This is a genomic window from Mojavia sp., assembly GCF_059505145.1.
This window is the reverse complement of the sequence record NZ_JCACKA010000070.1, coordinates 1-21,807: the sequence shown is the minus strand read 5'-3', so window position 1 is coordinate 21,807 and position 21,807 is coordinate 1. Positions and strand designations below refer to the sequence as shown.

The window sequence follows — 21,807 nt, the reverse complement described above, 5'->3', positions numbered from 1 at the left end:
TCTATACACATTCTAGCCATTAAAAGCAAATAACTAGAAAATATACTCAAATGTCAACCCATTCTCGCTCCAGGGTGACTGGATGTGTAAACACACCATATAGATCCTGGTATGAACTTGATGGGGGATTGAAAGGTTAGCAGGAATTGGAACTTCTAGCTTTATCGAAAGCCAGCCGAGGCTTATCGGACTGAGCAGTTAAGTTGCCTTTTAAAGCAACCCATGTGGTAGAACCTTGGGAGTATCAAAAAAATCCAGGTTAAGCTAGAAAAGAGAATTAGACTGAAGCTCAGCACCTCTTTTGGTAAAGAGCAAGACTGATTCTCAGGCGGGAATATTCTAATTTTGGCATTGTCCTTACTCCATGCTGCGAATCATTACTCAGCAGGCAGACGTCAGAGCAGAACTACAACGTATCTGCGATCGCACCCATGACGAACAGGTGCTTCACAAAGAAGCAACGGTGCGAGAAGTGTTGCAAGCAGTGAAGCGCCAAGGCAACAAAGCTGTATTGCATTACACAGCCGAATTTGACAACCAAACTCTCAGACCAGAGGAACTTCGTGTCACAGGCTCTGAACTGGATGCAGCTTACCAACAGGTGTCGAAGGAGTTGCTCCAGGCAATTCGGCTAGCTTGCCAACAAATTGAAGCTTTTCACCGTCAGCGAGTGCCGAAAAGCTGGGTACACTTTGGCGATGATGATATAGTGCTGGGCAAACGTTACACTCCCGTTGACCGAGCAGGCTTATATGTACCTGGTGGTCGCGCCGCCTATCCCAGTACGGTATTAATGAATGCGATTCCGGCAAAGATAGCTGGTGTACCTCGCGTAGTGATGGTGACACCTCCTGGAGTAGGAAAAGCAATTCATCCTGCTGTGTTGGTAGCCGCTCAAGAAGCAAATGTACAAGAAATTTATCGCGTCGGAGGAGCGCAAGCGATCGCCGCTTTAGCTTACGGTACTGAAACAATTCCGAAAGTAAATATAATTACTGGCCCTGGCAACATTTATGTCACCTTGGCTAAAAAATTAGTCTACGGCACTGTGGGCATTGATTCTTTGGCAGGCTCTGGTGAAATGCTAATTATTGCTGATGAAACTGCAAATCCCGTGCATATTGCCGCTGACTTGTTGGCACAAGCTGAACACGATCCAATGGCGGCAGCTATTTTGTTGACTACGGATGCTGCCGTAGCAAAAAACGCACAAGTAGCCGTAGAAAGACAATTGGTAGATCACCCACGACGGATAGACACAGAAAAAGCGATCGCCCACTATGGCTTGATTGTGATTGTGGAATCTTTGGAAGCAGCAGCAGAACTATCAAATGAATTTGCCCCCGAACACCTAAAATTAGAAATTAAAGACCCTTGGGCATTACTGTCAGAGATTCGCCATGCTGGAGCGATCTTTTTAGGTAACTCTACACCAGAAGCAGTAGGACAGTATTTAGCAGGGCCTAATCACACTCTGCCCACTTCTGGTGCTGCCCGCTATACTTCAGCATTGGGCGTTGAAACTTTCCTCAAGCACTCCAGTATTATCCAATACTCACAAACCGCACTGCAAAAGGTAGCAGGTGCAATTGACGTGCTAGCAACAGCAGAGGATCTACCCTCCCATGCCGATTCAGTACGACGTCGAATTCAGCAGGAAGAGTGATTTAGAATGGTTAATTTTTCCGTATACTTTTAGCTAAAGTTACTCATTCACTTCAAACTAAAAGTTTGGAATATACAATATACACTCGGTTCACACAGGGAAATTGTTGGTGTAGCTGCTAATAACCTTCACCAGGTATTTATTTAAGGGGTCTACTCTTTAGGAGACAAAAGCGTGCTGACAAATGTTTTGGTAGCTTTGGATGGTTCGGAAATTGCAGAAAAAGTAATTCAAACTTTAGACGAGTTGGTGCTGTCACAAGACAGCAAAATAATTCTCTGCCATGTGTTTCCTACGCCAGAGTCAGAGATGGAACTACCCGCTGATCGTCCTCAGCCAGAGTCACCAACATTTTCTTATTTCCAACTTGAAAAACAGCTGCAATCCTACCAAGAAAATTTGTCAGTAAAAAGTCAATTAGAACTGGTTACCGGCGATCCTGCTGACGAGATTATTCGTCTGGCTAATATCTACAACGCTGACTTGATCGTAATTGGCAGTCGTGGGTTAACTGGTATGACACGAATTGTTCAGGGTTCTGTTAGTAGCCAAGTGGTGGAAGAAGCGAATTGTTCAGTGTTGGTGGTGAAGCCAAAGTAAGAATCAGCAGGCTTGGCAATGTTTATAACGACATTAAAAGTAGCCTGGGGAAAATAAATGAAATAAAACAAAAGATTGTTTTGAACTGACCGATATTTTTATAGTTTAAGGTTGTTACAAATAGGCAAGGCCGAGAAGTGCAGCGGCTGGTGGCGTAGGTATTTGCACTTCAAAGGAAGTAGAAGAGAATATTTATAGCTGTAATTGAGAAAATTGGTATAAGAAGGACATTGGGAGACAATTATATTAAAAGTGTTTTTTGAATGATATTTTGTCCCCCTTCTTGCCCAGTAGATTTAAGACCTTTGAGTCGTCAAAAATTGACGCAAACTCAACAAATTTAGAGTTTGCCCCAAATTGATGGGTAGAATCGACACTCCTTCTAGGCGGGACTGTACCCAACCTTCTCCCCAGTACCATTCGTGAAACCCATCAATACCTCCACTTAGTAGCAAGCGTAAGCAGTCGGATTTTGCTACGTTCACTTGATGATGAATCGGGATTAGCCCAGTCCAAGTAGTAAATACAAATCCTTGATGTAGTTGTTCTGGCATTCCTGGAGCAAAGCGTTGCCCTAAAAGCCATTTTTCTAATTGCACTGGACGCAGCAGACTGTCGTGAATGACACTTGCTGAGGATTCGAGTTCTATCCGCAGTTGGCTTTGTTGAAAATTACCCAGCATTTTTCGAGGATGGTTTTAGAGGTCAGACATTGCACTTGATGAATTGTATTGCCAAATATTGCAAATACAATACTGGTTATTACTACGTCACTTTTCTACCAATTGAGAACTTAGAATAGAGAAAGTGAAGTTGTTAAGAAATGTAAGGTTTTCATGGCGGATCAGTTAATTCGGGCCACCGCAGCCGAGGGTGGAATTCGAGCAGTAGGTGTTATAACTACACGCCTAACAGAAGAAGCACGGCAACGCCACAAGCTATCCTATGTGGCAACAGCTGCACTGGGTCGGACTATGGCAGCAGGTTTGTTGATGGCTTCTAGTATGAAGCGATCTGGATCTAGGGTCAACGTCCGGGTAAAGGGTGATGGACCTTTGGGCGGTATCTTGGTAGATGCAGGGCTAGATGGAACAGTCCGCGGCTATGTAGCAAACCCATCTGTAGAATTGCCTCCAAATGCTAAAGGTAAGCTGGACGTTGGTGGTGCAGTTGGTAGCGGCTACCTCTACGTTGTCCGAGATATTGGTTACGGTTATCCTTACTCTAGTACGGTGGAACTCGTTTCTGGTGAAATTGGCGATGATGTGGCTCATTACTTGGTGAACTCTGAACAAACACCTTCGGCTCTGGTTCTAGGCGTGTTCGTTGGAGCAAGTGGAGTCACAGCCGCTGGCGGGTTATTAGTACAAGTGTTGCCTAAAGCTGCCAGAGACGAAGCTTTAGTAGCAACCTTAGAATCACGGGTGGCTGCTTTATCGGGATTTACACCATTGTTGCAAGCAGGCAAGACTTTAACAGAAATATTTAATGATCTGCTGGGAGATATGGGGCTGGCAATATTTCCTGAAAGCCAAATGCTACGCTTTCACTGTGGTTGCTCGTTTGACCGCGTGCTGGGGGCATTAAAGATTTTGGGAGAAGCCGAACTGCAAGATATGATTGTTAAAGATGATGGTGCTGAAGCAACCTGCGACTTTTGTGGCCGAGTTTATCAAGCTAGTAGTGAGCAACTAGCTCAGCTAATTGTCGATTTGCAGGCAGAATCCTCAGTTTCGGGATAAGGTATAAACTAACACTAATTTTTGAGATTGTTAATGGTATCTGTGGAGATAGATAATAAAACGGGTAGCTTTTTAATGATGAGAAAGTTACTATGGCAACGATGGAATTATCGATCTAAAACAGATCGCTATTCAATTATTTTGGTGTGAGAGATGACCGAGCGGGATATTCCAGATAGTTGGTCCCAAGCCAAGGCTAGAGATCCAGATAAAATGACAAAACTACCCCGAACACAAAAATTCGGGAAAAATCGCTTATTTGGTATTCCAGCTACTGGTTCTAACTCTAAGTCAGTGAAGCAGCAAACACAGAACAACTCCGAAGGACTGCCTTTTAATAATCAAACAGGACAAACTGTTTCACCCAATAAGATTTCCAGTAAATTGCCACGCTGGATGCAAAACTGGGTGTTGTGGTTAGTATTATTGACGTTGATTCCTGGCGGTATAGGATTCCTGGCAATGTCAATGCTACTAAAGTTGCCAGCTGCACCTAACTGCCCAACAATTTTTTGGCCATTAGCTAGTGAGTCTGTGCGGCTACACTGTGCTCAGTTGGCAGCTTCTAAACAAACGGTAAATGACTTACTGCAAGCTATTGGGCTAGTGAAGCAGCTGCCACAAAATCACCCACTGCGTGGAGAAGCTGATCGTTTTTTAGAACGATGGTCGCGGGATATTTTGCAACTGGCTGATCAAAGTTTTCAAACAGGGAACTTAGACGAGGCGATCGCTACTGCTCGTAAGATACCTGATGATCTCCCTGCTTATCAAACAGTAGAAGAGCAAATTAACAAATGGCAGTCGATCTGGTCGAAGGGAGAAGAAATTTACCAGCAAGCGGAAGACGAACTGCGGCAAAGACATTGGCAATCGGCGTTTATGCTATCTGCCAAATTGCTGCGTGTAGACAATAAATATTGGGCGAGTACTAAGTACGATGAATTGAATCGCCTCATTGCTACAGCGCGGGAAGATGGAGAGAAGTTAGCAAAAGCCGAGACTTTAGCTAAAAGTGGCGTGGTAGATAATCTACTGCAAGCTATCAAGCTAGCCGAGTCGATTGGGCAGAGTAGTTACGTATATCAAAAAGCTCAAGAGTCAATTCCTGCATTTGGACGCAAAATGCTGGAGTTAGCACAGACAAAGCTAGATAAGCGGGATGCTGATACAGCACTAGATATTGTCAGACAGATTCCTGACAACACTGGGCTACAAACCCAAATCGAAGACTTTATCAGTTTGGCCGAGGCACAAAGAAGTGCATGGATAGGTACTGTTTCCGGTTTGGAGACAGCAATCTCCCAGGCACAACAAATAGATTCTTCTAGACCAGTGTATAACAAAGCACAACAACTAATTGCCCGTTGGCAGCTAGAAATTGAAGATGTTGCTCGCTTAGAAAAAGCCCGGATACTGGCTAGCCAAGGAACTGTTAATGATTTAACAGCAGCGATCGCTCAAGTGCAGCTCATCCCTAGTAGCAACCCCAGAGCCACAGAAGCTAGGCAGGAGTTGGGACGCTGGCAAGCCGAAGTTGAGACGATTCAAGACCGACCTTTCTTAGAGCGAGCCGAACAGATAGCACTGTTAGAAGATGTTAGCTCTTTGCAAGCGGCGATCGCGGAAGCTGGACAAATTCGTAATGGTCGTGCATTGTATCCAGAAGCACGAAGAAAAATTCGGACTTGGACGGCAAAAATTCAGCGAATTCAAGACCAACCCTACTTGGATCAGGCACGAGACCTAGCTCAAACTGGCAACCTCCCTGCTGCTATTAGTGTAGCCCAACAAATTTCATCATCAGGGCGGGCACTTGCTGGTGAAGCACAAGCGGCTATAAATGACTGGCAAGGACAAATCCGGGCGCGCGAAACCTGGCAGAAAGCACGAGAAACAGCACTTATTGGCACGCCAGAAGCTTTGACTGAAGCAATGCGACTAGCGGAGCGTGTGCCTGCGCGTAACATCTTACGTATGGATGCTAATGTAGCTATTGATCAATGGAGTCAACAATTGTTGGAGATAGCACGTTCTCAGGGTCTGTCGGATATTTATAGAGGCATTGAAACTGCCAAGTTAGTTCCTAGAGGTAGTGCTGCTTACCGTGCGGCACAAGAACAAATTCGGACTTGGCAGCAATTTCTCAATCCTGCGCCTGCTCCTGAGCCTCAACCATTTGAGCCATTACCGACTATTACTGGGCAATGATTTTCTGTTGGTAAAAATCAAAATTGCTTAGGTAGGGGCACAGCTAGCTGTACCCTTACTTTATTTATTTAAGGCTGCTATTTGTCTAACTACAGTTAGTGCTGAGTAACTCACCCCAGCAGTGCCTTCACCTGGGTGGGTGGAGTCACCGACTAACCACAAATGGTTAATTGGGGTACGGTTGGCAAAACCAAAAGGGCCAAATGTAGGTATCCGCTGACCAATGCCACCGACTATACCAAGTTCGCGTGCGGTGTAATGGCCAAAGGTGCGGGGCGTTGCTGCTTCTTGATGGAGGATAGTTTCTGGTTTCAAATAAAAGAATTGGGACAGACGGGTGATCGCCTGTTCTGTATACTGATGTTTCAGTTCTTCATAATTCTGAGTACGCCACCACCTTACCGGGTCTACAAATGAAGAAGCAATGATTGTTGCTTTGCCAGTTGGTGCGCGACCATCACCAGAATGGCTCACAGATACAAATAAAGAATTATTCTCTCCAATTGGGCCATTGGCATCGTACATAAATTGTAGGTGGGGAGGACAGCCAGGGGGAATGGCACTGGCATCTACACCTAAATACACTACAAACGCGCCAGATGCTGGTGGTAGTTTTTCCACTCGCTTTTTATATCCAGATGGAGCCTGTTCACCTAATAGTTGGACTAAATTTTGTACAGTAACATTAGCAACTACGTGATCGGCGGCTTCTGTCCAGACCTCATCGGTTTGCTGATTGCGAATCACCACAGACGTGGCTTGGCCATTTTCTATGTTGATTTTTTCTACAGTGTGGCGCATTAACAGCTGGCCGCCATCTCTTTTTAAGGATTGTACAAGGCGATCGCTTAGTACCTGCATACTACCCTGGAGGTGAAATAAACCTTGGGGTAACTGAGATACACTTAACGCGGTTGCTGCATACAATAAAGCTGTTTTTTCGGCATTGACTTGGGAATACAGCTTGAGTTGTAAATCTAAAAAAGTCCACAGACGGCGATCGTTTTCTAGCCCATATAACCTTAAAGCATCACCCACCGTAAACAAGGTAAAAGGTACGGTAATTAATGTACTAGGACGTACTGCCTGAGTTAGCTGCCACAAATCCCACAAATTGCGTGGGGGTAATACCGGATCGCGTCCTTGAAATTCCCAACTCGCCTGAAACAAAGTTGCCATCAATTGCCAGAATGGTTCGCTACCGGGAAACTGGCGTTGACGTTCTTGTTGCCATTTCTCTGGATCACGCCAGACATTAATTGGGGTCAATTCACCAGGGAGATAAACAGCACAAGCAGGATCACAAGGTGTTGCTTCTGGAATGTCAATTTCTAGTTCTGAAAATATACGATGGTGTATTCCACCTGGTTCTAACCCTGCAACTTGAGTCGCTCCCACATCAAAGGTAAATCCTTTACGTTTAAAGGTGGAAGCACAACCTCCAGGCACGAGGGCTTGATCCAGAATTAAAACACTGTAACCTCTATGAGCTAATAACGCCCCAGCAGTCAACCCACCGATTCCCGCACCAATGACAACTACACGGGATTTCTTGTTGTCAAGTGAGAACTTAGACATTGATATTTATATTTATAATTCTTAATATTACTATTTATAATTTTACAACTCTATTGAACTGAATAATTCATCCTCAAAGAGTTCATTCTCCCACAAAAAATGATTGTATAAAAAACTACATTGTTTTTCTCTATTAAGTAAATAAATCTCCAGGCTTGAAGTAATCACGTTACTTGTTTTCAGTCGTAGATAAGATAAAGGAGTAAGCAAGCTTTTCACCTCACCACTCAAAACGACCAATGACCTCAACGCTGGTAAAATTTCCTCGTCTTAATGCTCCAAAGCTACACCGGTTACCTAACGGATTGACAATAGTAGTAGAGCAAATGCCGATTGACGCTGTTAACCTGAGTCTGTGGATTAAGGTTGGTTCAGCAGTAGAATCGGATACCATCAATGGCATGGCTCACTTTTTAGAGCATATGATTTTTAAGGGAACAGAGCGACTAGCTAGTGGCGAATTTGAACGTCGAATTGAAGAGCGGGGTGCTGTTACTAATGCCGCTACTAGCCAAGACTATACTCATTATTATATAACTACTGCTCCCAAGGATTTTGCAGAACTTGCACCACTGCAAATGGATGTAGTATTTAATGCAAGTATTTCTGATGATGCGTTTGAACGCGAACGATTGGTAGTTCTGGAAGAAATTAGGCGTTCTGAAGATAATCCGCAGCGTCGAACTTATCGTCGGGCGATGGAGATGGCATTTAATTATTTACCCTATCGCCGTCCGGTATTGGGGCCAGAATCAGTGATTTCTCAACTCCAACCCCAGCAGATGCGGAACTTCCACACGACTTTGTATCAGCCACACACAATTACTGCTGTAGCTGTAGGTAATTTACCTACAGAAGAATTAATTGAAATTATTACTCAGGGCTTAATACAAACTAAAAACACTCAGCACTCAGAACTCACAGCTCAGAACTCCACACTAAGCCCTGAACCAGCATTTACAGCAATTGTTCGTCAGGAATTTATCGACGAAAATCTCCAGCAAGCAAGGCTGATAATGGTTTGGCGGGTTCCAGGGTTGAGCGAGATTGAGCAAACTTACGCATTGGATGTTTTGGCAGCCATTTTAGGACATGGACGAACATCAAGGTTGGTAAGAGATTTGAAGGAAGAACGGGAATTGGTACATTCAATTTCTGTGAGCAATATGACTAATCAGCTACAAGGGACGTTTTATATATCGGCTAAGTGTGCAGTGGAAAATGTACAGGTTGTGGAGGAGGCGATCGCCCAACACATCCGCACGCTACAAATAGAGATGGTGAAAGAATCAGAAATTGCCCGTGTGCGGCGAAGAGTAGCTAACAGATTCATTTTTGCTAATGAATCACCAAGCGATCGCGCTGGTTTGTATGGTTATTATCAGTCAATGCTAGGAGATTTAGAACCAGCGTTTAACTACCCTGCTCGTATTCAAGCACAGGATGCAACTGACTTAATGCAAGCAGCACAACAGTATCTTTCTCCCGATGCTTATGGTGTAGTTGCCATTAAACCAAGTGATAAATTATGAAGAATAAACTTTCTTCATACTTCATCCTTTATCCTGAATCAGATGTGGACTGAAATAGATGCCCATATTAGCCGGGTGACTGGCGAAAAATTTCAGAGTCAGCAAAAGCGATCAGTGAGTGGTGGGTGCATCAATCAGGGTTATGCTGTCTCTGATAATCAATGCACCTACTTCGTCAAGCTGAATCAAGCATCGCAAGTAGCCATGTTTGAGGCTGAGGCGCTGGGGTTAGAGGAAATGCTGACAACAGCTAGTATTCGTGTTCCCAAACCTCTGTGCTGGGGTACGGCTGGTAATTCTAGCTACATCGTATTGGAGTGGCTGGAAATGGGAGGAGGGAATAGCAAATCTTGGGAAGAGATGGGGTGTAAGTTGGCGGCGATGCATCAAGCAACTAGCGCACAAGGTTTTGGTTGGAAAATCAACAATACTATTGGTTCTACGCCGCAAATCAACACTTGGACAGCAAACTGGGTAGAATTTTATGTTAAACATCGCCTGGGTTATCAATTTCAGTTAGCTAGGCGGCGAGGAAGTACTTTTCCCAAGCAAGACAAGTTGCTAGCAGCTATCCCAGAATTATTGGCAGATCATCAGGTGCAACCTTCCTTAGTACACGGCGATTTGTGGGGAGGGAATGCTGGGTGTACTGTGTCAGGAGAACCGGTGATTTTCGATCCTGCAACTTATTTTGGCGATCGCGAAGTTGATATCGCCATGACAGAATTATTTGGCGGTTTCCCAACCGTTTTTTATAAAGGTTATAACGAAGTCTTTCCTTTAGATGCAGGTTATGAGCAGAGAAAAACGCTCTACAACCTGTATCACATTTTGAATCACTTCAATTTATTTGGCGGCGGTTATGGTTCCCAAGCAAACCGGATGATTGATCAAATTTTGCGTTGAAGTTCACCTTTTTACAAAGTGCTAATAGCCCGAATCGCTCTTCCACAATAAAACACAAGCATCTAGAAAAGCAATTGCCTGTAGTGGAATCCTGGTGTTAATGCCCAGCAATATGTAGAGTACGAACCTAGCATAACATTCTAAAAAATTAGAATTTTAGACAGTGCGATGGTCACTCACACTAATCTTATGTGCGAGTGACTAATTTTTAATTTTTTGTATGATACCACTTTTGTAGTACTATTGTACCAAATCAGTATTTTGTTTACTGATTTTGAAAGTATTCAAGGAGCGGAGAGCCAAGATTCATAATTAATATAAATTGATTTCTGGGCTTGGCGCTACTCCATTGACCTGTCATTTTGTCACAGATATTAATAGTAAATAAAAATGGCTAAAAAATCAAAAGGTAATGAATCTGAACCACTGTCTAATTTAGATAACGAAAACTCTAACATGAAATGGCCTCCTAATGCATTATTTCCTCTCAATCTTCCTAGTGAAAAGAGAAATGTTAAGCAAGAAGTAATTAAAGATATTAATTCAAGTGAAAATTATTTAATAAACACAGGATTTAGCTCGCTGGGAAATATCATAGATATTTTTAATGCTGATGTTGATATATCCACAATTAATTCCGTCCGTATTCTTCTTGGTTCGGAGCCTGATAGCCGCCCCAGAAAGTTTTGGAAAAGAGTTGATTTACAAAAAGAAATAAAAGACTACTGGTTAGAGCGTGGATATTCCTTATTGAAGGGCGGAAACATTATTAAAACTATTGAGTATATTAGAACTGGTAAACTCCATTTTAAAATTTCGGATAATTTTCATGCAAAACTTTATATTGGCGAAAGTCATGCCATTTCAGGTTCCTCTAACTTTAGCAAAAATGGTTTATCTCAACAGTTAGAAGCTAATGCCAGGGTTCATAAGAATTCTATTATACTTTTTGAAAAACAACAGTACGAAGGAATGGAGCAGATTGCAGAAAATTATTATAAATTGGGGCAAGATTACAAAGATGAAATCATAGATTTATTAGAAAAACTAATGTCAATAACATCTTGGGAAGAAGCTTTGGCGAGAGCGATTGCAGAAATCCTAGAATGCAATTGGTTCAAAGAATTTCCTCAACTATATGAAAAATTAAATAATATTAGCTTGTGGCCTGCACAGAGATATGGTTTAGGACAAGCATTATATATATTACAAACTCAAGGTTGTGTCTTGATTGCCGATCCGACTGGTTCTGGTAAGACTAAGCTCATCAGCACACTTCAATTATTACTATTCTACTGGTTGTGGGAATCTGACAGAATCAATAAATCATATATATTGACAATATGTCCGCCAATAGTACAAAACAATTGGCATCAAGAATCTGTTGATATTGGCTTTGCTCAGAGTTCACAGGTTTCAATGGGATTATTAAGCCATTCTCATAAATGTAGACATAGAAATATTTTGAAAAAAAATTCAAATAGCTAATATCTTAACTATAGATGAAGCTCATAATTATTTAAATTCAAAATCTCAGCGAAGTGATAATATTTCAAAGCATAAAGCTGACTATATTATTCTTTCCACTGCCACACCTATTAGCAAGCAAGTCAGAGATTTATTACGCTTGATAGAAATGCTTGATGTCGATAACCTAGATGATGATGAATTAAATCAGTTAAAAAGACTGAAAAAAGGTGGATTATTGAAGAATGCTAAAGAAACAGAGAATTTAAGAAATTATATTAAAAAATTTATTGTCCGTAGAACTAAAAAACAATTTAAAAATTTAATTGAACAAGAACCAGAGAAGTATAAAGATAAATTTGGAAGATTATGTCGATATCCCAAAACTGAGAGTCACACTTATGGTACTAAAGAAACAACAAAGGACAAATTAATAGCTTTAGAAATTAATAATCTCGCTAAACAGTTAAAGGGAATTGTATATCTACAAAAATTAGAAAAGACTGACTATTATTTTGAAATTGGAGAGGAAGCTTATATTAAGATGAGGTTAAATACAGCAAATACGCTAGCAATATTTGCTGTACAAGCAACATTGAGGTCTTCGAGAGTAGCTTTAATAGAACTTATAGAAGGAACAAAAGTAGTTCTAAATGAATTCAAATTTACAACTTCTAAAACACACTCTGGAAACATTATTGAAAAATTAGAAACCTATAAAAGGAAACTTCCTAACAATAAGCTTTCTGATGATTTGCTCCCATCCTGGCTAACACATTTAGCAGAATATCAAAAAGTTTGTGATGAAGAAATTAAAATATACACACAAATAGCACAGCTAGTAAGAAAAATCTCACCTGCACGCGAAAATTCAAAAGTCAATAAACTAGTTAAACTTTTTGAAAAGCACACTTCTATGCTGTCTTCAAAGCAAAGGGAACATCTTCTTGATACACCCGCGTGTCTTGCAGCTTCACATTCATCAAAGCTGCAAATGCTTCTTCACTGCGAGAATCTTTATTTGTAGCCATGATAATTTTACCGGAGTGTGATTGCCCTTGTTCTCCGCGCCTCTGCGTGAGATTTACCCTCTTGGTTGACCTTGTAACCACCCTTCCAAATCCGCAAGAGTAGAAAAATCCAACAAAGCATCAGCTAAAGCTTCCAACTGTTCTACCGATAACTCTTGAATCTGAGATATAAGCTTATTAGGAATCACACCCACCTGGCGGTCTAGTAGTCGTAGAATGATATTTCTTTCTCCTTCTTCCTTGGCTTCCCGAATAGCCCGTGGTTCTTCCTCCAAATTTAGTTCCAGCATCGCTTCAATTTCCTCTCGACTCAGGGTAGAAAACTTGTAGACCATAATCGTTGTTATTAAATCTATTATCGCTTGTTCTGATTTAGCCTTTGCTTCTTCCAGCAAAAACCGCCCTGCTTCCAAGGTTTCTGTTTCAGAGGTAATATTCGTCAGCAACATTAACCCTATTGCCAAAGGTTGTTGTCGTAAATCTCCCAACTCATCCAAATAGACTCGCCGGACTTGACCACTCTCCAATAAAGCACGGTGAATTGTGGAATTCGTAGGTTCAAGACTGCGAGAAGGAAAAATTATCACCCCAAACCAGTCATCGTAACGAATTGAGTGGCGATAGAGAAATAAAAACAACTCGCTGAAGAAGCGGTGATACAAGTCTTCATCTTTCTGAAATTGCACCTCGGCAAAAAAGACTATTTTGAAGGAAGCATTAGCGGGGGGTAAAAACACTCCATCTATCCGGAACACTGTTTCTTTCACCTCGACCGATTCAAACTGGTAGTCTGCTGCATCTGGGGGTGGTGATACCAATTCAAACAGCAAACCCGGAAATTGCTTGAACAATTTGTAAAAGATGGAGTCGCGTCGCATTTTTCTATAGCGATTCAATTACCAGCCCTGATTGTAAAGGCTGGAGAGACTAATTTTAGCGTAGGCGTAGCCCACCGCAGGTATCGCTTGTCCCTTCGTCCGCGATAAAATTCTCAAGCACAACAGCGGACTCCATACCAATGCAAATCAACTGGCAAACTGTCAAAACTTACGAAGATATTCTGTATCACAAAACCGACGGTATCGCTAAAATCACCATCAACCGCCCGCACAAACGCAATGCTTTCCGCCCCAAAACCATCTTTGAACTCTACGATGCTTTTTGTGATGCCCGCGAAGATATTAATATTGGCGTTGTCCTATTTACAGGTGCAGGGCCGCACACTGATGGCAAATACGCCTTTTGTTCTGGTGGCGATCAAAGTGTACGGGGACAGGCTGGTTATGTTGACGATGAGGGTATCCCCCGCCTCAACGTCCTGGACTTACAACGGCTGATTCGTTCGATGCCAAAAGTGGTAATTGCCCTAGTAGCAGGATATGCGATCGGTGGCGGTCATGTCCTGCACTTAATTTGTGACCTCACCATCGCCGCCGATAACGCAATTTTCGGACAGACTGGCCCGAAAGTTGGCAGTTTCGACGGTGGTTTTGGGGCTAGTTACCTCGCCCGTATCGTTGGGCAAAAAAAGGCGCGAGAAATTTGGTTTCTCTGCCGTCAATATAATGCCCAACAAGCCCTAGAAATGGGTTTAGTTAATACCGTTGTGCCAGTAGAACAACTAGAACCTGAAGGTATTCAATGGGCGCAAGAGATTTTAGAAAAAAGCCCGATCGCAATTCGCTGTCTCAAAGCAGCATTTAACGCTGATTGTGATGGACAAGCTGGTTTACAAGAACTCGCTGGTAACGCCACCCTACTGTATTACATGACCGAAGAGGGAGCTGAGGGCAAGCAAGCATTTTTAGAAAAGCGCCCCCCAAATTTTCGTACTTTTCCTTGGCTACCTTAAAATTGCAAAAATCGCACCTTAATATAGGTGCGATTTTTTAAAATTTAACTTTTACAGCACCGGAAATTTTAAAGGCAAATCTTAATTTAAAGCAGACTACAAACTCACACCAAGTTGGCATAGATAGTTCTGTTTCAAATAAGCGAAACATTCTAACTATGAGCAGTCCTAATTTAAAATTTAAAATCCAAAATTGCTATCAGTCAGGTAATATATGGATGGTTAAATTAGTATGGTCTCAGCTTTTGCCTGTTCAAGATTGCAGGCAGGTGTTTTTTCAACAGGAGCAACAGTAGTTTCTAAATCTGGAGCAATAGTTGGAGAAGAAACTAAAACTGGCTTTGCATCTGGCAAACTCCAAGCATCTTCCAAAGTTTCCCAAGAAGGTGCAAAAGGTGGAAGTGCTAAAGAACAAGCTTTCCAAGTGGCTTGTACTGGCGCTCCTAACTGTTGGCACATTCCGCCACGGCGGCCCTCTGGTTTGTAATGACGGCAATATCGACAGGCAGATGTCAAAAATTTATTAGGTTTCATTTGGGTTCATCTTGAATGCCGGTTAGGGCTGATTTATGTCTTTATATTTTCCTTCTAGATATAAATACGGAGTAAAGCCAGAACTCATTATTTTGTATAGGTTCTAGCGATCCCGATCAAAAAATGAATTTTATGATGTTTTTAGATTTGTGTTATATATTTCAATGTTTCCTAAAGTGACTACATATTAATTTCTGATTAAAACTAATTGGGGATCAAGGCTAAAAGGAAGTATTTAGATTTAACGGCGCTTTTAAATTAATCCTTAAGACGTATATTCCAAGGCTGATTTATCTGCCAAATTTATAGGTAATTTATAAATTCCAAATAAAACTTTTCTAGATGCTTCATAACAGTTTTAGATTTACTCCCAAAGATAGAGTAATGAATTACAGCAAAACATCAGAAATTTCCAGGCTTTGTCTTGGGAGCAAACTGACCAAGACGAATTTTAGGTAAACAGTCTTTGATAGTAAAACACTGTTCCTATAATTAAAAACAATAATAATTGTGCAAATTTCGTAATAAATGCAGTCAAGTGCAATAAATTGTTACCAAATTTTTTTGGTTCAAAAATCATCATGCGCTACCTAAACTGTGTTTGAAGGTCAACAATAGATCTTGTTAGCGTTGAAAACTGCTTGATAACTCCTTAGCAGCACAGAAAGAACAGACACGCCAACGCTGGAGTTCACCTGGTGGGGTGGGAGATTCACACTGAGGGCAAAGAGGTAAACCATGCGATCGCACTTGTTTGGCCTTAGCCCAACGCCCAAAAGCAGCCTTTGCATTCATCTCAGGTGGCGTAACATTTTGGGGAGAGCTACTCGCATCACCAAGGTAACTGGGATGCTCATGCGGCAAAATTGATGGTTGCTGCTTTCGCTCCTCTGGTGGAGACTGCCAACCAGCGGTAGAAAAGCGAATATCTCCTAAAGGTGTGGGTAGCTTTTCATTTAACTTCAAAATCAATGTTTGACGTTTAAAAGTCAGATTTTGTGCCCAAGCCGCGCTAGAAGTAGCTACTCTTAAAACATCGCGCTGAATTGACAATGGTCGAGTATGTGCTGCAACTACGACTCCGACAACTTCCGCCCAACATTGAAGCAAGCACTGAAAAGGTTGTTCCTGCCATTTAGCCTGCTTTTCCAGAACACCTAAAATATCATTAACTGATTTAAACGACATCTTGCTAAAAAAGCGTCAAAATTGAGCTTGGTTATAGGGTCTATCTATTAGATAATTTTCGCTAGTATTGGCACAAATGTATCTGAAAGTTGAATCCAGCCGTCCATGTTTGAGGCACAGAGGCAATGAGTCAAAACCCCTTAATAGATTCCGGCACTCAAGCGTCTAAAACACCTGGGTTGAAGCCAGCACTAGCAGCAGCACTGGCGAGTTTAGAAGTACAGTTAGATCAAGAGTTAGCTCGATATCGACGCACGCGAACTGGCACGAGGATACCGAATCAACCCCGCATGGGAAATTACATTAGTAGTCCATCCCAGCAGTCGGTCTCTGTTAGTACGACATTAGACCAACCTCAGCAATCAGTAACAGAAATTAAAGTTAACACACCGCCTGCTTCTGCACCCGATACTCCTCAGAGAGAACCAGTAGCAGCTACAGCAAAGACTGAGGATCTGGATAATTTTGATCTACCCTCCATCCCGGAAGTTCCCAAAACACAAACTCCACCACCCCCACCTCCGCCCCGGATAAATTCTGGCAGCAGCATAGTCCGGGCAGGAGTTCAAGCTAATAAGAGTGAAAATCTTTTACACCCGGATGAAACCCCTAAAGCGCCAGATGACTACTTAGAATCTAGTGAAGCTCTGCTGCGAAGTTTAACAGACGAACAATCACAAACGAAAAAGCCCAGCAATTCTAACGACGGTTTATTATCACCTTTGGGTATTGGTTCTATGCTACTGCTATTAGTAGCAAGCCTGACCTTAGGCTTTATAGTGTTCAACCCTAAAAGCTTGACACAGATCAATATAAGCAAATTGTTTAACAGCAATTCGTCTCCTTCTAAGGAAAATACTGCCAAAGTTGAGAGTATTCCCCAACCTAAGCCAGAGGTAGAACTCACTCCCATACCCAAGTATCCTAATTTAGCCGCCAAAGAGTTTCCAGAAGTTAAAGATCCAATTGATGTTGTGGGCTTAAAACCCAAAGACCAAACAACCCCCACACCATTACCCAGCCTAGCCCCTGCACCAACAGTTACTCCGGTAGAGACACCACCCATACAATTGCCCTCCCAACAACCTGCCAATCCAACAGGTGAATTGCCTGTACCAATCAATTCACCCATAGCCTCAACTGACCAAACCGCACAAAATTCTCCACCTGCCGACCAAACCCTGCCAAATCCAGAAATCAAACCGTCAGCAGATGGCTTTTATCATGTAGTAACAGATAATCAAGGCGATCGCGCTTACACCTTGGTACGAGAAATAATTCCAGATGCTTATTTATCACTCGACAACAAACTGATTTTTCTTGGTGCTTTTAAAACCCAACAGGAAGTCCAAAAGCATATACAACTGCTAGAGGCAAAAGGAATTAAAGCACGGATTCAGCAGCCATAAGTGGCAAAAATCTAGGCGATAATGAGAAAAACATGATAATTAGCCCCTGCCAAGTGACTGGCAAAAACTGAATGGAGAGCCGACATGGAAGTGATGAAGCGTATCCTGCGCTTGTTTCGCGCTAACCTTAATAGTTTGATCGGCAGTGCGGAAGATCCAGAAAAGGTTCTTGAGAAAACTGTCTTAGAGATGCAAGAAAATCTCGTGCAATTGCGACGTGGAGTAGCACAAGCGATCGCTATTCAAAAACGTACCGAAAGGCAGGCAGTAAGTGCCGAGTCTACAGCACAAGAATGGTATCGCCGCGCTCAACTAGCACTGCAACAAGGCAACGAAACGCTAGCAAGGGAAGCTCTCACCAAACGCCGAGCTTACCAAGAAACCGCCACAGCGCTCTCTAACCAAAAATCGGAGCAAAATGATGTGGTGGTTAAACTAAAACAAGATATGCGGGGACTGGAGTTAAAAATTTCCGAGGCAAAAACTAAAAAAGATATGTACATTGCTCGCGCTCGTTCGGCTGAAGCATCTTTTAAACTTCAGGAAATGCTGAGTGGAGTTTCTTCTACAAGCAGTCTGAACGCCTTTGAGCGCATGGAAGAAAAAGTTTTACAGATAGAAGCAAAATCAGAAGCGATCGCTCAACTTGGTGGCGACGACCTGCAAAAACAATTTGCTTCGTTAGAAGCTACTAATGATATTAATGCTGAATTGGCAGCAATGAAAGTGCAGGTTTTAGATGATACCAGTAACACACCACCACAACAGCAATGAAAAGTGCTGAGTTCTAAGTTAAAAGACCGTCCACAAGAAGAGAAGTTGCCAGGAGGAGCCACTGACGGGTACGCAGGGGTTTCACGCCACTCCCCTCAAGTCGGGGAACCCGCCCACGGGGGTGGCTCCCCAAGTGGAGCAAGTGGCGTTGGTTTACCTCCAAGGGTATATACCGGGTGCTAAGACAGTATTGAATACCCAGTAACGAGTGCTAACCAAAAGATTCATTAGTTTATTCACTCAGCACTCACAACTGGGCACTCAGTTTATTCAAGAGCTTTAATGATTGGGCAATTACCGAGGCGGGGGTATATCTTAACAATTAAGAGGTGTTGGGGGGTACTGTTATCAGCCGAAAAGATTACATTGGAATAAGTAGCTGCTATTAAACAGTAAAAACGTTAACTGTCCAACAAATTGCGGAAACTACACAAGGAAAACCAAAGTTATGGGATTATTTGATCGTATTAAGCGGGTAGTCGGTGCTAACCTCAACGACTTAGTAAATAAAGCTGAAGATCCTGAAAAAATGCTGGAACAAGCCATCCTGGAGATGCAGGAGGACTTAGTACAGCTGCGTCAGGGAGTTGCCCAAGCGATCGCTGCTCAAAAGCGCACTGAGAAACAGTACAATGATGCCCAAAATGAAATTAATAAGTGGCAACGCAATGCTCAACTAGCGCTACAAAAAGGTGATGAAAACCTAGCACGGCAAGCTCTGGAACGTAAAAAGACTTACAACGATACTAGTTCTGCACTTAAAGCCAGCCTAGATCAGCAAAGCGTTCAAGTTGAAACTCTCAAGCGCAACTTAATCCAGCTGGAAAGCAAGATTTCTGAAGCCAAAACCAAGAAAGAAATGCTCAAAGCTCGGATCACTACTGCCAAAGCCCAAGAGCAACTCCAAAACATGGTAAGTGGTATGAATACCAGTAGCGCTATGTCTGCTTTCGAGCGGATGGAAGAAAAAGTCTTAATGCAGGAAGCCCGCGCTCAGTCAGCAGGAGACTTGGCAGGTGCCGATTTAGAATCACAATTTGCACGTTTGGAATCTGGTAGCGATGTTGATGATGAATTGGCAGCTTTGAAAGCTTCGCTTGCACCCGCCAGTCCGCCCAATCAACCTCAACTGCCACCGCAACAGCAAACTACCGCTCCTAAATCTAACGAAGTAGTTGACGCTGAGTTGGATTCTCTACGCAAACAATTGGATCAGATGTAATATTTTAGATAAATTATTTGAGCTAGTCCCACGCCCTTTGGTTGTGGGATTTTGCATTCACAGCACTCAGCACTCAGATTGGGATAGAGTATTCTGTGTGCCAACTTTGATCGATGCCACCTGATGGAGACTGCAATGAGTAAAGGTGTAATCACCATAACTGATGCTGAGTTTGAAACCGAAGTTTTAACAGCCGATCTGCCAGTATTGGTTTACTTTTGGGCTTCCTGGTGTGGGCCTTGTCAATTAATGTCACCACTAATTAACTTTGCTGCCACTACGTACAGCGATCGCCTCAAAGTCGTTAAAATGGAAGTCGATCCCAATCCACTTACTGTTAAAAAGTACCAGGTGGAAGGTGTGCCGGCTCTCAGGCTAGTTAAAGGTGAACAATTGTTGATATCGACTGAGGGAGTCATTAGTAAAGACAAATTAATGAGTATCTTAGATACACACTTAAATAATAATTAGGCAGTGGTCAGTCGTCAGTAGTCAGCAGCAAAAAACAACTGACAACTGGCTACTAACCACTAACAATCGATAAATGACTAACATACAGTTTGCAAAGCGTTTACAACCCCTGCAATCTAATGTATTTGCAGATATGGATAGAGCCAAGGCTACTGCCTTGGCTGCTGGCAGGCAGTTAATTGATCTGTCGCTAGGATCTTCTGATTTACCAGCTGAAGCTCATGTAATTGAGGCGATCGCCCAGTCCCTTCACGATCACGCTACCCACGGTTATTTGCTGTTTCATGGTACTCAAGGATTTCGCCAAGCTGCGGCTAACTGGTACGAAAAGAAATTTGGTATCAAAATTGATCCAGAAACCGAAGTACTGCCTTTGATTGGTTCGCAGGAAGGGACTGCCCATTTGCCTTTAGCACTACTCAATCCTGGAGATTTTGCTCTATTGCTCGATCCAGGCTACCCTTCCCATGCTGGGGGAGTGTATTTAGCTAGTGGTCAAATCTATCCTATGCAGTTAAAGGCAGAAAATAATTTTTTACCAGTATTGAGTGATATTCCCACTCCTGTCTTAGCACAATCGCGGATGATGGTTTTAAGCTATCCTCACAATCCCACCGCCGCGATCGCTCCTTTGTCTTTTTTCAAAGAAGCAGTCGCCTTTTGTCAGCAACACAATATTGTTCTGGTTCACGATTTCCCTTACGTAGATTTGGTATTTGAGGAACCGGGAGATTGGGGGCTAGGAAAGATTTCTTCCAATACCCAATCCCCAATCGCCAATCCCCAATCACTAGTCCCCTCAATCCTACAAGCTGACCCAGATAAAAGCATTTCAATTGAATTCTTCACCCTTTCCAAGTCATACAATATGGGTGGCTTCCGCATTGGTTATGCCATCGGCAATGCTGATTTGATTCGCGCCTTACGTCAGGTAAAAGCAGCCGTTGATTTTAATCAGTATCGGGGTATTTTAAATGGTGCGATCGCTGCCTTGACAGGTCCCCAAGCTGGAGTAGAAGCAGCTGTTAGTACCTTTCGCCAACGTCGTGATGCTTTTATTAGTGCTTTACACCGCATTGGCTGGCACGTTCCCACTCCCCAGGGCACAATGTATATCTGGGCACAGTTACCCTCAGCTTGGAGCCAAAATTCTATAGACTTTTGTACTCAGCTAGTAGAAAAAACAGGAGTAGCTGCTTCCCCTGGTGCTGGCTTTGGGAAATCAGGCGAGGGTTATGTTCGCTTTGCTTTGGTGCATGAGCCGCCTTTGTTAGAAACGGCTGTAGAGAGAATTGCTGAGTTCCTGTAGGACTGATTGCTATAGCTAGCTTTTATGTGAGACTCAACACTCACTGCTGACAAGAGACTAAAACTAATTTGTGTTCAAAAGTACATTTGAAGGTGGGTAGCTTTTAGCACTCTACCTTCATAGAACTAAAACTATCAACACAAATTTTGAAAGCATAATTTGTACCTACAATCTTAGAAATTTGTAACAGTATAAATTATCAGAACTTACGCACTCAGATCCCCCAACTCCCTTAAAAAGGGGCAGCCCTGCGCCCTTGTGGGTTCCCCGACTCCCTCAGTGGCGTGGCTTTAGACGTTCCCCCTTTTTTAAGGG

General features: G+C 42.7%; 20 protein-coding genes. 15 read left to right on the top strand and 5 right to left on the bottom strand.

Features of this window, described 5'->3' with window-relative positions:
• Positions 1 to 364 precede the first annotated feature (364 nt).
• Both hisD and AC5JL8_RS17205 read left to right on the top strand, forming a co-directional pair.
• Positions 365 to 1,666 carry a histidinol dehydrogenase gene (gene hisD, locus AC5JL8_RS17210; protein ID WP_495880912.1) on the top strand — a complete coding sequence of 434 codons (1,302 nt, stop codon included), beginning with the start codon at positions 365 to 367 and terminating at the stop codon, positions 1,664 to 1,666.
• Positions 1,667 to 1,840: 174 nt separating this feature from the next.
• Positions 1,841 to 2,266 (top strand): universal stress protein, encoded by a 426-nt coding sequence (locus AC5JL8_RS17205; RefSeq protein WP_495880911.1) that lies wholly within the window; start codon positions 1,841 to 1,843, stop codon positions 2,264 to 2,266.
• A 296-nt stretch (positions 2,267 to 2,562) separates the two neighbouring features.
• On the opposite strand, the gene AC5JL8_RS17200 is transcribed toward AC5JL8_RS17205, so the two are convergent.
• A complete protein-coding gene (locus tag AC5JL8_RS17200) occupies positions 2,563 to 2,949 on the bottom strand; it encodes a hypothetical protein (RefSeq protein WP_495880910.1) in 387 nt (128 codons plus the stop codon).
• Between the two features lie 153 nt (positions 2,950 to 3,102).
• On the opposite strand from AC5JL8_RS17200, the gene hslO reads away from it, so the two are divergent.
• Both hslO and AC5JL8_RS17190 read left to right on the top strand, forming a co-directional pair.
• Positions 3,103 to 4,008 (top strand): Hsp33 family molecular chaperone HslO, encoded by a 906-nt coding sequence (gene hslO, locus AC5JL8_RS17195; RefSeq protein WP_495880909.1) that lies wholly within the window; start codon positions 3,103 to 3,105, stop codon positions 4,006 to 4,008.
• A 153-nt stretch (positions 4,009 to 4,161) separates the two neighbouring features.
• Complete coding sequence (locus AC5JL8_RS17190) at positions 4,162 to 6,219, top strand: chromosome segregation ATPase (RefSeq protein WP_495880908.1); 2,058 nt, start codon at positions 4,162 to 4,164, stop codon at positions 6,217 to 6,219.
• Between the two features lie 60 nt (positions 6,220 to 6,279).
• Here AC5JL8_RS17190 and crtD read toward each other — a convergent pair whose 3' ends face one another.
• A complete protein-coding gene (gene crtD, locus AC5JL8_RS17185) occupies positions 6,280 to 7,797 on the bottom strand; it encodes a C-3',4' desaturase CrtD (RefSeq protein ID WP_495880907.1) in 1,518 nt (505 codons plus the stop codon).
• A gap of 239 nt (positions 7,798 to 8,036) precedes the next feature.
• Between crtD and AC5JL8_RS17180 the strand changes: the two genes are divergently transcribed.
• The 4 genes from AC5JL8_RS17180 to AC5JL8_RS17165 all read left to right on the top strand — a co-directional run bounded on the left by AC5JL8_RS17180 (position 8,037) and on the right by AC5JL8_RS17165 (position 12,729).
• Entirely contained in the window at positions 8,037 to 9,329 is a 1,293-nt protein-coding gene (locus tag AC5JL8_RS17180; RefSeq protein WP_495880906.1) for a M16 family metallopeptidase, read from the top strand.
• Between the two features lie 42 nt (positions 9,330 to 9,371).
• On the top strand, positions 9,372 to 10,235 hold the full coding sequence (locus tag AC5JL8_RS17175) for a fructosamine kinase family protein (RefSeq protein ID WP_495880905.1): 864 nt from the start codon (positions 9,372 to 9,374) through the stop codon (positions 10,233 to 10,235).
• A gap of 390 nt (positions 10,236 to 10,625) precedes the next feature.
• A complete protein-coding gene (locus tag AC5JL8_RS17170) occupies positions 10,626 to 11,723 on the top strand; it encodes a hypothetical protein (RefSeq protein ID WP_495880904.1) in 1,098 nt (365 codons plus the stop codon).
• The gene (locus tag AC5JL8_RS17165) at positions 11,710 to 12,729 is read left to right on the top strand and encodes an SNF2-related protein (protein ID WP_495880963.1); all 1,020 of its coding nucleotides are present in this window, start codon (positions 11,710 to 11,712) and stop codon (positions 12,727 to 12,729) included. Before AC5JL8_RS17170 ends, AC5JL8_RS17165 begins: the two co-directional genes overlap by 14 nt.
• 57 nt (positions 12,730 to 12,786) lie before the next feature.
• On the opposite strand, the gene AC5JL8_RS17160 is transcribed toward AC5JL8_RS17165, so the two are convergent.
• On the bottom strand, positions 12,787 to 13,611 hold the full coding sequence (locus tag AC5JL8_RS17160) for an Rpn family recombination-promoting nuclease/putative transposase (RefSeq protein WP_495880903.1): 825 nt from the start codon (positions 13,609 to 13,611) through the stop codon (positions 12,787 to 12,789).
• Positions 13,612 to 13,751: 140 nt separating this feature from the next.
• On the opposite strand from AC5JL8_RS17160, the gene menB reads away from it, so the two are divergent.
• A complete protein-coding gene (menB, locus tag AC5JL8_RS17155; protein WP_495880902.1) occupies positions 13,752 to 14,585 on the top strand; it encodes a 1,4-dihydroxy-2-naphthoyl-CoA synthase in 834 nt (277 codons plus the stop codon).
• Positions 14,586 to 14,807: 222 nt separating this feature from the next.
• Here menB and AC5JL8_RS17150 read toward each other — a convergent pair whose 3' ends face one another.
• The gene (locus AC5JL8_RS17150) at positions 14,808 to 15,119 is read right to left on the bottom strand and encodes a hypothetical protein (RefSeq protein WP_495880901.1); all 312 of its coding nucleotides are present in this window, start codon (positions 15,117 to 15,119) and stop codon (positions 14,808 to 14,810) included.
• A 624-nt stretch (positions 15,120 to 15,743) separates the two neighbouring features.
• Positions 15,744 to 16,307 (bottom strand): DciA family protein, encoded by a 564-nt coding sequence (locus AC5JL8_RS17145; protein WP_495880900.1) that lies wholly within the window; start codon positions 16,305 to 16,307, stop codon positions 15,744 to 15,746.
• A 125-nt stretch (positions 16,308 to 16,432) separates the two neighbouring features.
• Here AC5JL8_RS17145 and AC5JL8_RS17140 point away from each other — a divergent pair, with 125 nt between their 5' ends.
• From AC5JL8_RS17140 to AC5JL8_RS17115, 6 genes are all read left to right on the top strand, one after another.
• Complete coding sequence (locus tag AC5JL8_RS17140) at positions 16,433 to 17,716, top strand: hypothetical protein (RefSeq protein WP_495880899.1); 1,284 nt, start codon at positions 16,433 to 16,435, stop codon at positions 17,714 to 17,716.
• Positions 17,717 to 17,800: 84 nt separating this feature from the next.
• Positions 17,801 to 18,490: a PspA/IM30 family protein gene (locus AC5JL8_RS17135; RefSeq protein ID WP_495880898.1), complete on the top strand. Its 690-nt coding sequence runs from the start codon at positions 17,801 to 17,803 to the stop codon at positions 18,488 to 18,490.
• A gap of 3 nt (positions 18,491 to 18,493) precedes the next feature.
• Positions 18,494 to 18,673: a hypothetical protein gene (locus AC5JL8_RS17130; protein WP_495880897.1), complete on the top strand. Its 180-nt coding sequence runs from the start codon at positions 18,494 to 18,496 to the stop codon at positions 18,671 to 18,673.
• Between the two features lie 265 nt (positions 18,674 to 18,938).
• Positions 18,939 to 19,712: a PspA/IM30 family protein gene (locus AC5JL8_RS17125; protein ID WP_495880896.1), complete on the top strand. Its 774-nt coding sequence runs from the start codon at positions 18,939 to 18,941 to the stop codon at positions 19,710 to 19,712.
• Between the two features lie 135 nt (positions 19,713 to 19,847).
• A complete protein-coding gene (locus AC5JL8_RS17120; protein ID WP_495880895.1) occupies positions 19,848 to 20,183 on the top strand; it encodes a thioredoxin family protein in 336 nt (111 codons plus the stop codon).
• Positions 20,184 to 20,256: 73 nt separating this feature from the next.
• Positions 20,257 to 21,492, top strand: a complete 1,236-nt coding sequence (locus AC5JL8_RS17115) for an LL-diaminopimelate aminotransferase (RefSeq protein ID WP_495880894.1) — start codon at positions 20,257 to 20,259, stop codon at positions 21,490 to 21,492.
• The last annotated feature ends 315 nt before the right edge of the window (positions 21,493 to 21,807 follow it).